10 protein-coding genes are annotated in these 12,383 nt (G+C 73.0%); 3 read left to right on the top strand and 7 right to left on the bottom strand.

What is annotated here, in order from left to right; translation table 11 throughout:
* Positions 1-52: 52 nt before the first annotated feature.
* On the bottom strand, positions 53-967 hold the full coding sequence (locus Val02_RS06515; RefSeq protein WP_203897965.1) for an anti-sigma factor RsbA family regulatory protein: 915 nt from the start codon (positions 965-967) through the stop codon (positions 53-55).
* Positions 964-1,809 carry an MEDS and STAS domain-containing protein gene (locus Val02_RS06510; protein ID WP_203897964.1) on the bottom strand — a complete coding sequence of 282 codons (846 nt, stop codon included), beginning with the start codon at positions 1,807-1,809 and terminating at the stop codon, positions 964-966. The genes Val02_RS06515 and Val02_RS06510 overlap by 4 nt, the downstream gene beginning before the upstream one ends.
* Positions 1,810-1,905: 96 nt before the next feature.
* Here Val02_RS06510 and amaB point away from each other — a divergent pair, with 96 nt between their 5' ends.
* On the top strand, positions 1,906-3,408 hold the full coding sequence (gene amaB / locus Val02_RS06505; protein ID WP_203897963.1) for an L-piperidine-6-carboxylate dehydrogenase: 1,503 nt from the start codon (positions 1,906-1,908) through the stop codon (positions 3,406-3,408).
* A 68-nt stretch (positions 3,409-3,476) separates the two neighbouring features.
* Positions 3,477-4,382, top strand: coding sequence for a tetratricopeptide repeat protein (locus Val02_RS06500; protein WP_203897962.1), 906 nt, complete (start codon positions 3,477-3,479; stop codon positions 4,380-4,382).
* Here Val02_RS06500 and Val02_RS06495 read toward each other — a convergent pair.
* The 5 genes from Val02_RS06495 to Val02_RS06475 form a co-directional block, all read right to left on the bottom strand.
* Positions 4,337-5,617, bottom strand: coding sequence for an MFS transporter (locus Val02_RS06495; RefSeq protein ID WP_203897961.1), 1,281 nt, complete (start codon positions 5,615-5,617; stop codon positions 4,337-4,339). The genes Val02_RS06500 and Val02_RS06495 overlap by 46 nt on opposite strands.
* Before the next feature lie 17 nt (positions 5,618-5,634).
* Positions 5,635-6,936: a family 43 glycosylhydrolase gene (locus Val02_RS06490; protein WP_203897960.1), complete on the bottom strand. Its 1,302-nt coding sequence runs from the start codon at positions 6,934-6,936 to the stop codon at positions 5,635-5,637.
* Complete coding sequence (locus tag Val02_RS06485; protein ID WP_203897959.1) at positions 6,929-7,696, bottom strand: nitroreductase family protein; 768 nt, start codon at positions 7,694-7,696, stop codon at positions 6,929-6,931. Before Val02_RS06485 ends, Val02_RS06490 begins: the two co-directional genes overlap by 8 nt.
* A gap of 141 nt (positions 7,697-7,837) precedes the next feature.
* Complete coding sequence (locus Val02_RS06480) at positions 7,838-10,828, bottom strand: TIM-barrel domain-containing protein (RefSeq protein ID WP_203897958.1); 2,991 nt, start codon at positions 10,826-10,828, stop codon at positions 7,838-7,840.
* A gap of 65 nt (positions 10,829-10,893) precedes the next feature.
* A complete protein-coding gene (locus Val02_RS06475) occupies positions 10,894-11,229 on the bottom strand; it encodes a hypothetical protein (RefSeq protein ID WP_203897957.1) in 336 nt (111 codons plus the stop codon).
* A 558-nt stretch (positions 11,230-11,787) separates the two neighbouring features.
* Between Val02_RS06475 and Val02_RS06470 the strand changes: the two genes are divergently transcribed.
* Positions 11,788-12,372, top strand: a complete 585-nt coding sequence (locus tag Val02_RS06470; RefSeq protein ID WP_203897956.1) for a dihydrofolate reductase family protein — start codon at positions 11,788-11,790, stop codon at positions 12,370-12,372.
* Positions 12,373-12,383: the final 11 nt, after the last annotated feature.

Raw genomic sequence — 12,383 nt, 5'->3', positions numbered from 1 at the left:
CGACCGATAGGGCCGATTCCCGACGCGCCGATCACGCTCGGGATGTTTGCGTTCACTCAGCGGGACCGACGGCCATCCAGATGGTGAACCCGTCGCCGTCGCGGGCCAGCACGACGTTCGCGCACGACTGGAACGTGATCCACAGGCCGAGGCCGCCCGGCTCCCCGCTCACCATGGGCAGGAGTCCGGCGTACGGGTCCTTCGGGCCGGCGCCGCCGTCGGTGACCGCCACGAGCGCCCGTTCGCCCCCGGCCCAGCAGCGCACCCGCACGGGCGGCTGGCCGTACTTGGAGGCGTTCGTGACGGCCTCGCTTACCGAGAGCACGAGGTTTTCCAGGTCGGTCTCGCCCAGGTGAGCGAGCGCCGCGTCGCGAACGGCGTGCCGCGCACCCGCCGGCGACGGATCCGCCAGGTCGAGCACCGGTGTCCCGCCGCGCAGCGGGTCGTCGGGTGCCGCGCCCGGCTGCCGCAGGAACACGTCCGGCGGCGTGTAGTCCGCGGTGCCGGAGCCGTGCACGGTCGGATGACAGCGACAGATGTCCGCCACCACGTGCTCCGGCGCGGTGCGGGTGTCGTAGCAGCACAGCGTCGAGACCGGGAACTCGTCGAACGCGTAGTTGACCGCCGACTCGTACCGCGCCCACCAGTGCCACATCGCGCCGAAGACCGACGGATCCAGCTCACCCACGAGCCGGATCCGCGGCGCTCCGGCCGCGACGTGATCGGCCAGCAGCTGACGGTAGGCCCGGATCGCGCCGGCCGGCCGGGCATACAGTTCCCCGCCGTCCAGGAACGCCGCCGGCGAGCCCGCCGGCAGGGCAGCACGCAGCAGCGCGGCGTTGCGCGCCCGGTACGCCACGATCACCGGCTCGCCGGCTGCCGTCCCGGCGCGCACGAACGGCGCCACCACCGACAGCAGATGTTCGTCCGAGTCGAACAGCACCGCCTCGTGCCGATGTCCGATCATGCGTTCGCTTCCACGCGCAGGTGGCTGAGGTCGAGCAGTTCGACCAGCTCGGCGGCGACGCACACCGGCCCGCGCAGCACCACCGTGGAGCGCAGCCGCTTCGCGTACTCCTCCAGCACCCGCAGCGCCCGATGGTCCACGAAGCGCAGCCCGCTCGCGTCGATGACGATCTCCCCGCCGACCGGCCGCGGCGCGGCCCGCGCGAGCGCCACCTCGAACTGCGTGCGCCCGGCGAGATCCAGTTCACCCGCCAGCACCATCGCCCCGTCGGCGGGCGGACACCCGTACAGCCGGAACGGCACACCGGCGCTGTCGCCGCGCGGGTGCAGGCAGGCCATGTCACGGAACGTGCCGGTGTCCAACGCGATCCGGTCGAACGCGCAGACCCCGGTGACCGGCCGCCCGGCCATGAAGCTGTCGACCAGGTACTCGTAGCGCCCGAACGCCGCGCGCTGCGCGGGGGTGCGCACCAGCGGGGTCACGTCGGCGACGACCCGCAGTCCGGTGTACCCGGCGGCGAGCGCCCCGGAGAGCGCGTCGGCGAAGACGTCGACCTGCGCGGCGGGCTCCACCGGCCCGCCGTCGGCGTATCCGGCCGCGACGGAGAGCACCCGCGCGGTCCCGTCCCGCAGCGCCGCCCCGAACGGCGTCACCGCCGACCAGCGCCGCATGACCGGCTCCACCGCGCCGGCCGTCACGAACCACACCTGTTCGCCGGCGGCCAGCCCCTCACCGAGGAACGGCCGGGCGCGGGACTCCAGCGCGACCGGGTCGTCGAAGCCCCAGCAGTGATGCCGGCGCGCGGGCGCGCGCGCGTCGGGCACCTGACCGGAGGACGTCACAGTCCGCAGTCTAGGTCGCCGGGCCACCTGTCAGGTCGTCCGATGCGGATTCACCCATTCGCACGGTGTGATGGCACGGTGGGCTAGTTTGCGACGGTGAAGCTTCCCACCACCGACGCCCTGGCCGCACGGGCCCGCGCCGCACTGGACCGGATCGGCGCCGCCGTCCCCGAGGGCACCGGCCTGGCCGCCCGCAGCCCGATCACCGGCGAGGACCTGTTCGGGCTGCGCCCGTCGAGCCCGGCGGAGACGGCCGCCGCGATCGGGGCCGCGGCCGAGGCGTTCACGGCGTGGCGCACGACACCGGCGCCGGTTCGCGGCAACCTCGTGCGCGTCCTCGGCGAGCTGCTGCGCGCGCACCAGGACGACCTCGCCGAGCTGATCACCGTCGAGGCGGGCAAGATCCGTTCGGAGGCCCTGGGCGAGGTCCAGGAGATGATCGACATCTGCGAGTTCGCCGTCGGGCTGTCGCGGCAGCTCTACGGCCGGACCATCGCGTCGGAACGCCCGGGGCACCGCCTCGCCGAGACGTGGCACCCGCTCGGGGTCGTCGGGGTGATCTCGGCGTTCAACTTCCCCGCCGCCGTGTGGTCCTGGAACACGGCCGTCGCGCTGGTCTGCGGCGACGCCGTGGTGTGGAAGCCGAGCGAGCTGACCCCGCTGGTGGCGATCGGCGCGTCGCACCTGCTGGACCGCGCGATCGCCGAGGTCGACGCCCCACGCGACGTGCACCGCCTCGTGCTCGGCGGGCGCGACGTGGGCGAGCGGCTCGTCGACGACCCGCGCGTCGCCCTGGTCAGCGCCACCGGATCCACGCGCATGGGCCGGGCCGTCGGTCCCCGGGTGGCCGCGCGGTTCGGGCGTTCTCTGTTGGAACTGGGTGGGAACAACGCCTCCGTCGTGGCCCCCTCGGCAGACCTCGACCTGGCATTGCGCGCGGTCGTGTTCGGTGCCGTCGGGACGGCCGGCCAGCGCTGCACCACGCTGCGCCGCCTGATCATCCACCGCGACGTCGCCGACGAGTTCGTCACCCGCCTCGCGAACGCCTACGCCGGCCTGCCGATCGGCGACCCGTTCGACGACCGCACACTGGTGGGCCCGCTGATCTCCGGGACGGCCACGGACGCCATGGCGCAGGCCCTGGACAAGGCCGTCGCCGAGGGCGGCGAACTCGTCTGCGGCGGGGAGCGCCTCGCCCCCACCTACGTGCGCCCCGCGATCGTGCGCATGCCGCACCAGAACGGCATCGTGCGGGAGGAGACGTTCGCGCCGATCCTGTACGTGCTCACGTACGACGCCTTCGGGGAGGCGGTCGCGCTGCACAACGACGTTCCACAGGGATTGTCGTCCTCGATCTTCACGCGCGACCAGGGTGAGGCCGAGCGATTTCTCGCGTCCGACGGCTCCGACTGCGGGATCGCGAACGTCAACATCGGCACGTCCGGCGCGGAGATCGGCGGGGCGTTCGGCGGCGAGAAGGAGACCGGCGGCGGGCGCGAGTCCGGCTCGGACGCCTGGCGCGCGTACATGCGCCGCGCGACGAACACGGTCAACTACTCCGGCACGCTGACCCTCGCCCAGAACGTCAGCTTCCTGTAGGGCTCATCGTCCATCGCCCGGTCGACAAATCCGTCGCGCCGAACCGGCGCTCGTGGCACGGTGGCCGCGTGCCGTTGACCGACCTGACGCGCGCGTTCCGCGACGACGACCAACGCCAGTGGGCGGCCGAGATCGTCCAGGACCACCTGGCGGACGACCGGATCCAGGAGGAGTGCCACAGCCTGATGCGGTTCTGGTGGCAGCTCTCGACCGAGCTGCCACAGATCGACGAGACCGAGCTGGCCGCCACCGTGGGCCCGGACAAGCTCGCGGCGGTCGAGGCGCTCATCGCGGCGCTGCGGACCTCGCACGAGGCCGTCGACGCCTGGATCCACGACACGTCGGAGCGATTCCCGTGGATCGAGGACCGGGGCTGGGACGCGGGCGTCGCGTGGCGCCGGTCGCTGACCTTCGACGAGCCGGAGCCGGTCGCCGTGCCGCAGCCGCGGCTGGAGGTGCAGCCGCCGGCTCCCCGTCCGGACGGCGTGGACGCGGCCGGGGCGCGGGTGGCGTTCGACGCCGGTGTCGACGGCGCCGCGATGCGGCTGGCCACGATCCTCGAACACGACGGCGACCTGGACGGGGCGGCCGCCGCCTACCGCCTCGCCGCCGAGTCCGATGACCCGTGGGCCTTGTACGCCCTCGGCCGTGTGTACCTGGCGAAGCTGCCGCCCGACTGGCGGAACTCCGATCAAGGACTGTGTGTCTGGCGGATCGACGAGGTCTGGCAGCACGCCGCCGACCTGGGACTGGTCGAGGCGATGTACGCGGTGGCCCTGCTGGAGGATCCGACCGACGGCAGGTCCGTGCGCTACCTGCGTCAGGCGGCGGCGCTCGGCCACGCGCCGTCGTGCTACGCGCTCGGGTACAACGCCCATCAGCGCGGCGACCGCGCGGAGGCGGTCGAGTGGTGGACGAAGGCCGGCGGCTACCCGCCCGCCGTGGAGGCCCTCAGGTCCGTGTCGGGAGCCTGACCGGGCCCGTCCTCGGCATGTCTCAGGTCCGCCAGGCGCGGGGCGGCGCGCAGCGCCCGGTTGACCGTCGCCGCGACGGCCAGCGCCACGGACAGCCCCACGAAGACCGCGATCGCGATCCGTGGCGAGGCGTGGTCGATGAGGAACCCGGCCAGCAGCGGCCCGAGCGGCGCGACCAGCAGCGCGATGCTGCCGTACGCCGACTCCACCCGGCCGATGAGCCGGTCCGGGGTCATCGCTATGCGGTAGCCGTGGATGACCGAGTCGGTCGACGGGATGGCGAGCCCGGGCAGGATGATGCCGGCGGCGAGGACGTAGGCGTTCGGCCAGACGAGGAAGGCGCCCACGCTGAGGTAGGTCCACAGCTCCAGCACCAGAACGCCGTGTGCCGGTACGAAGCGCCGCACCAGTGGCGACAGCGCGGCGCCGAGCAGGAGGCACCCGCCGAACAGCGCCACCATGCCGCCGACGACGACGGTGGGCAGCCCCTGCCGGGTGGCGATCGCGACCACGGCGAACGTGAACGCCGGCAGGATGAAGTTCGCCGCGCCCAGCAGCACCGTGCCGGCGCGCAGGAACGGGTGCTGCCACAGGAAGCGGAACCCGGACAGCAGGCGGCGGCGCAGCGGTTCGGTGTCGGGTGGGCGTTCCCCCTGAAAAGGCGTCCGCATGAACAGCAACGATCCGATGGACGCCAGGTAGGAGACGGCGTCGAAGAGGAACGGCGCGGCGCGCCCGATCCCCAGCAGCAGTGCGCCGAGCGGCGGCCCGGTGAGGGCGACGGCGGCGGTGCGGCCGGTCTGGGCGGCGATCGCGGCGGGGAGTTGGACCGGCGGCACGACCTGGCGCAGGGCGCCGGCGTTGGAGGCGCGGAAGAGGCCGGCGCCGGCGCCCTCGACGAACGCCACGAGGGGGATCATCCAGAAGGCGGCCGTCCCGCTCAGGAAGGCACCGGCGAGTGCGCCGACGGCGGCGATCCGGACCCCGTCCGAGAAGATCATCAGCCGCTTGCGGTCCCACCGGTCGGCGGCGAGCCCGGCCGGCAGTGCCGTGACGGCGACGGCCGCCAACCGGACGAACAGCACCAGGCCGGCCTTGGTCGCCGAGCCGGTCATCGCGAGCACGACCAGCGGATAGGCGAACGCCGTCGACTGATGGCCCAGCTCCGACAGCAGCTGGCCGGATTGGAGCAGGAGGAACTCGCGGTTGCGGCGCAGTGGTACGGGGCCCGTCACCCGGCCACGCTAGCCACTCAGGCAATCTCCACATAGTCGATTTCGGCGAACGCCGTGCGATGCGTCAGCCGCAGCGTGTTACGCCCGGCGTTGAGGGTGACGTCGACGGCGACCTGGCTCCAGACGTCCCACCCGCGGGCGGGGTAGTCGACGACCCGCGCGGCACCGCCGTTGACGGTGAGCGTGTGCTGGGCGGCGCCGGCACCGGCCGCGTAGCCGACGTACGCCGTGTAGGTGCCGGCGCGCGGCGCGTGGACGGACACCTCCACGTAGCTCGCGGCGGTGTCGATGTACGCGGCGACCTGACCGTTGCTGGCGCCGGCCGCGCCGCTGCGCACGCGGCAGTTGACGAGCACTCCCGCCTCGGCCTCGTACCGCGCGCGGCTGCCGCGCACGACCGGCAGCCCGTTGTCCCAGCCGAGGTCGGCCACGTACACGCTGCGGGCGGTGTTGTTGTTGACCCAGCCGTGGAAGACGACGGCGCCGTCGACGACGTCCTGCCCGCCGGGGCCGCGCACGGTGTTGTTGACGCTCGCGGTGCTGATCAGCGGCCGGGCGGCCTTGGTGTACGGCCCACGCAGTGCGCCCGACGTGGCGTAGCCGACGGCGTAGCCGTCCCCGCCGTAGCCGCCCTGGGAGTAGAAGAGCACGTACCGCCCGCCGTCGCGACGCAGCACCGGCGCCTCGATCACGCCCGCCTCGTCGGCGCGGCCGCTGCGCAGGAGTTCGGTGCGCCCGCCCACGAACGTCACCCCGTCGGCGGCCACCTCCTGCAGGTACAGGACGGTGGGGACGCCGATGGCGTTGCCGTCGCTCTTGTACAGCAGGTACCGCCGGCCGTCGGTGTCCACATAGGACGCCGGGTCGATGTCGCCGGCCTCGGCGGCGTTGCAGACGAGTGCAGCGCCGCCGACCGGGGTGAACGGGCCCGTCGGGGAGTCGGCGAGCGCGGCGCCGATGCACTGGCGTTCGATCGCGGTGCTGCGGGCCGTGTAGTACATGAGATACCGGCCGTCGGCGCGGCGCGAGACGTCGGGCGCCCAGGTGAGTCCGGTGCGCGCCCAGGCGCCGAGGCGCGGCAGGGCGTCCCCCGAACGGGTCCACGCGCCGCGCAGGCTCGACGCGACCGCCACGGGCACGTTGGCACCGCCGGTGTTGGTCGCGTAGGCGTACCAGCGGCCGTCGACGGTGAGCAGGTCCGGATCCGGGAAGTTGCCGCCGATGACCAGGGCCGGGGCGACCGTGACCGCGTGCGCGGGGACCGCCGGTGCCAGCACGGCGGCGACCACGAAGAGCGCGAGAGCGATACGCCTACTCATAGACGAATGACGATATATTCCGGCGCGCGGTCGGCGCCAGGGCCGGCGCGTAACCGAAGCGCAGCACCAGCTGCGGCGGATGCCCGTGGCCGACCGCCGTGCGCAGCCGTTCGCGGATCCCGGGCTCCACGACCGGGCCGGAGAAGACCGACACGGCGAGGCGTTCGGCCGTCGCGGTCAGCAGCACCCGCTGCAGCGCGACACCCGCGCGCACCGCGTCGTCCCGCCGGTCCCCCGGCCCGCTCAACACCCCGAGCACCGGGTCGGTGGCGCGCGGCAGGAGGGCGATCGCGGCCACCGTGTCCACAGTGGACGGATCGGCGAGCAGGTCCAGCCGGCACCCCTCGTCCCGCGCGGCGCGCACCAGTTCGTCGCGGATCGCGGCCGGCACCGGCGTGTCGTCGAACTCCGACCGGTTGCTGTGCCGCGCCGGCAGCACCCGGTACAGGCGTCGCTGCACCGGGGTCGCCGGCCGGTGCGGCGCCGCGACGAGCCGGGCCACGACCAGGTCCTCGGTGGTCGGGCGGATCGTGACGCTGCGGCCGCGCACGGCCATTCCCAGACTCAGATTGAACGCCGCCGCGCCGCACGCCACCCGGGACAACCGCCCGGCCGGATCGGCGTCCGGCGGCACCCGGTCGAGGTCGAGCAGCACCTCGACCGTGTCACCGAGACGGCGGAACCGCCACGGCTGGCTATTGTTCAGCGACGGTGCCCGCACCGCCTCACCGACGAGGGTCTCGAACGTGGCGGTCTCCATGCCGCCAGCCTCGTCCGCGCGCCGCCGCACCGGCAGGGCCGACGGTCCCGTTCCACCGGGCCGGGGGCCCTCCAACCAGGAGTCAGTACGTGCCACGTCGTTCGGCCCGCGATGACGGCCGCCTGCGCGCGGCAGACGGGCCTATGCGCCGGGTCCCCGGACGGACAGGCAGTCGATGTTCGCGCCGCTCGCCCCGGTGGCGGTGGCCCGGATGCGGACCGCACCCGCCGGCAGGCTCGCCGTCAGCTGCGCGTCGCGCCACGTCGACCAACTGCCGGTGCCGGGGAACGAGAGTGCGGCGGCGACGGTCGTGCCGTTGATCGCGATCGCCAGCGGGCGGTCGGCCGTCCCGCCGTTGGCGTACCGGAACGCCAGCGTGTGGTTGCCGGCGCTCGTGACGTTCACCGTCCACTCGACGTGGTCGCCGGTGGCGTTCGTGTAGTCGGCGTAGCCGTTGCCGGTGTAGCCGGGGTGCCGGGTGTCGATGGCGACGCCGTTGCGGGCGGCGTCCTCGGCCGCGTGGACCGTCGGACCCGACGCCGCCGGGAACGCGCGGCCGCTGGGCCGGACCGTGGCGGCGATGCCGCTGGTGCCAACGGCGATCATCGGGGTGACCACCGACAGGACCTTGCGGCCGGGATCCCACGCCTGGCCGCTGCCGGCGAGGACCGCCGCCGTCTCGCTGGTGTACGCGGGCAGCGCCGCCGCTCCGTCGACCTGCATGTCGACCGGCTCCCCGAGGCCGTGCAGCCGCACGACGTAGCGGCGCGCGGTCGGGGCGCCGCGGTACGTGCCGACCGGGTGGTGGACGACGACCGTCCGCGTCGCGTGGGTGAACCGCAGTTCGGTGACGCTGTGCGCCGCACCGGTGCGGAAGTCCTCGGTGACGCCGTCGTCCTCGTACAGGGCGAACGTCCCGTCCTTGCCGACGTAGACCTCCGCCTCCAGGTGCGTGCGGTCGAGGGCGGCGGTGCTCTGGGCGTACCGGTACCGGGGCAGGATCGCGCCCGCCTTGACGTACATGATGATCTCGCCGGTGCGGGTCACGTACGACTTCTCGGTCGTGTCCGAACCCTCGCTGCGGGCGTCGCTCCAGAAGTTGTACCAGGTCTCCCCCGCGGGCAGCCAGACCTGTTGCGTCGCGCCCTCGACGGCGGTGGTCACCGGCATCACCAGGATCGACGGGCCCCACATGTACTGCAGGTCATGGGTGTAGGCCCACGGCCGGTCCTGATGGTCGATGATCATCGCACGGGCCATCGGCACGCCGGTGGCGTGCGCGGTGTGCGCGACGGTGTAGATGTACGGCAGCAGCGTGTACCGCAGGCGGCTGTACCGGAGGAACTCGGTGCTCTCCGGGGCGGCCTGGTCGGTCGGCCAACGGGACGCCCGCGCCCCGGACGTCGCGGTGTCCTCGTCGGAGTGCGGCCGCCAGATCGGACTGAGGCAGCCCCAGGCCGCCACCCAATTGCGGTACATGTCGCCGGTGATCACCGGGCCGCGGTGGCCGCCGCCGTCGACGTTCGTGTACGGGAACCCGCCGAAGCCGGCGTTGAGCATCCCGCGCACCTGGGCGCGCATCTCGTCGTAGGTCGACTGCACGTCGCCGGTCCAGGGGTGGCCGTAGCGCTGCTGTCCGGCCGTCGCGCCACGGCTGAAGATCCACGGGCGTTTCGCCGAGCCGATGTGGCCCGCCGTCCCCGGGTCCCACCCCTCCTGGCCGACCGCCTTGAGCAGGTAGAGGAAGTAGGCGTTGCGCAGTTCGGACCAGCGTTGGCCGTTTGCGGCGACCGCCGAGTACGGGATGAGGCCCAGGTCGTCGGGCTCGTCGAGCCACAGTGCGTCGCACGGGAAGCCGAGTGCGGGGTCGAGCGCCTTGGACCAGAACACGCTCCAGACCCACGCGCGCGTGGCCGGGTTGGACCAGTCGGGAACGGCGTTGTTCTGCGGCACCGCGCTCAGGTCGGCCGGCGCGAAGCTGAAGCCGGGCGGAGGGCCGCCGGTCCAGCCGGCCATCAGGCTGGAGTTGTTGCGGTTGTAGTCGAGGACGGTCAGGATGCCCCGCTCGTCGGCCCAGCGCTTGAAGCCGGCCGGGTCGGGCCACCGTTCATCGCTGAACTCGAACCACGATCCGCTCCAGGCGCCGGTGCCCTCGCGCCACCGGTTGTCGTTCACCTGGACGTCGAGCGGATAGCCGGCCGCGCGCAGTTCGGTGATCTTGTTGACCCACCAGCTCTGGTCGCTGATCCCGGGATGGCTCTTGTCCGACAGTTGCAGCCCGAAGACGGCCAGGCGCGGGAAGCGGGGCCGCCCGGTGAGTTGGGTGTAGCGGTCCAGCAGTGCGGCGAACTTCGGCCCCTCGATGACGAAGTAGTCCATCTGCGGCCGCACGCCCGGGGTGTTGTGCTCGTCCGACCAGAACTCGTACACGCCGCCGTTGCCGAAGTTGAACGTGGTGTCGAAGGTCGTGTTGACGAAGACGGCGTAGCCACGCGACGAGAGGTACAGCTGCACGATCGCCGGTGCCTGTTCCTCGAGCTGGGTGCCGTAGTTGTGCGCGACGATCTCGCCGGTGCGCTCGACCCGGGGTGCGCGCCCGAAGAACCCGTGCCCGGCCTTGACGAAGCGCTCGTCGGCCGCTGGTGCGGCGAAGCTCTGCCGGACGACGCTGTTGTTGTCGCCGCCCCAGCTCATGCTGTGCGTCGCGTCCTCGCCGACCATCAGGGTGCCGTCGCTCTTGTGGTGGAACGCGATCCGCAGCGGGTTCTTGGTGAGCACGACCTTGATGCCGTCGGCCGGCCCGGTGGTCAGGGTCAGGGCGTCCGCGCCGTCGAGCGCGGTCAGCGCACCGTCCATCCGGGCGTGGTTGACCGGGTCGACCATCTCGTAGCGGTTGTCGGCGAAGAACGACTCGCCGGCGCGGACGTAACGCACCCGCACGATGTGCCCGCCGTAGGCGGTGATCCGGATCCGCTGCCCGGTCGTGCTGGTGACGGTCACGCTTCGGCCGTCGGCGACATGGCTCGCGTAGTCCGTGAGGGACTCCGTCGCCCGCACGGTCGGGGGCGCTCCGGCCGCCACGCCCACCGCCGCGAATCCGGCCGTCCTGAGAAAGTCGCGCCGCGATGTCATGCGTCACACCATACATAAACGTGAATATGTTTCACACCCGCCGCCGGCGCCTCGCGCGGGCGTACCTACGCGTCACACGTCAGGTCCCGGATGCGCGCCAGCGCCCGTTCCGCGGCCTCCGGGGTGCGCCGGCCGAGGCCGCAGCTGGTCGACACGCCGACGCGCGCACCGACCAGTTCGTCGATCCGCCGGACCAGCCGCCGCTGAACGTCCAGGGGCTGGTCCTCGTGTGCCACGCCGGCGACGAACCGGGTCCCGTCCGGCAGGCGCAGTCGCCGCAGCGGCGCGTACCACCGCGGGTCGGTGGACGGCGGCCGCTCGGCCGCGGCGAAGGGCGCGTGCACGTACTCCAGCGGCCGACCGGCCGGCCACGCCGCGACGATCGCGTTGACCAGCCGCACGATCGGGCCGGCGTCCCCGGGACTGCCGAGCGCACGGTGGTTGAGGTCGCCGCGACACAGATGCAGGCCGAACCGGCTGCCGTCCGGGCCGCCGCGGCGAGACGCGCGACGCCACGGCCCGCCAGCCGCGCGACCGGCGCCCGCAACGGCCGAACATCGCCAGGTCGAAATCGCCCGGCAGGCCGACCTGGAACCCGGTCTGGGCCTGGCCGCGCAGCCGCCGGTAGGTCGGATAGCTCTCCCGGAACGCGGCCGCGTGGCCGAGGTCGATCGTGTCGCCGCTCAACGCGTGCCCACGCCGCACCCGCAGCCGCACGAGGTCGGCGTAGTCGGTCCACCGGCCCTCCCGGCTGAGGTCGAGATCCGGATGGGCGCGTAGCCCCTCGACGATGTGCACGATCCACCGATCGCGCTCACCGGTCTCGCCATCCGGCACCCGACTGATGCTTGTCACTTAGTGCCGAAAGGCCCGTTCGGCGGACGCGGATGAGGCACCGATGAGATTCTCCCGCCGCACCCGTCTGTACCTGTCAGATCGACTCACAGGAGGCCTACGCCATGCGGAAACTGAGCTTTGCCATGAACGTGACCCTGGACGGCTACATCGCCGCGCCCGGCGACGACCTCGGCTGGAGCGGGGGTGAAGGCCCGGACTCGGGACCGAGCGGCGAGCTGTTCGGGTGGTGGTCCGACCGGGTGGCGGCGACGGGCCTGGCGCTCTACGGGCGCAAGCTGTGGGAGGTGATGAGCTCCCACTGGCCGACCGCCGACCAGCGGCCCGGTGCCACACCGGCCGAGATCGAGTACGCCCGCCGCTGGCGGGACATGCCGAAGGTGGTGTTCTCCTCGACGATCGACCGGGTCGACTGGAACGCCCGCTCGGTCAGCGGCGACGCGGTCGCCGAGATCGCCCGGCTCAGGGCCGGGGACGGCGGCCCGATGGACATCTGCGGCGCGACGCTCGCCGCGGCGGCCATGCGGGCCGGGTTGATCGACGAGTACGTCCTGGTCACCGTGCCCGTTCTGGTGGGCGGCGGAACGCCGTTCTTCACCGCCCTGGACAGCTGGGTGTACCTGACCCTGGTGGAGACGCGGACGTTCCCCGGCGGCGTGCTGCTGACCCGGTACGAGACGAGGCGATGAGCACGCACCGG

It is taken from the genome of Virgisporangium aliadipatigenens, assembly GCF_016863615.1.
Lineage (GTDB): Bacteria > Actinomycetota > Actinomycetes > Mycobacteriales > Micromonosporaceae > Virgisporangium > Virgisporangium aliadipatigenens.
The sequence above is the reverse complement of the archived record's forward strand: the minus strand, read 5'-3'. Positions and strand labels throughout refer to the sequence as shown.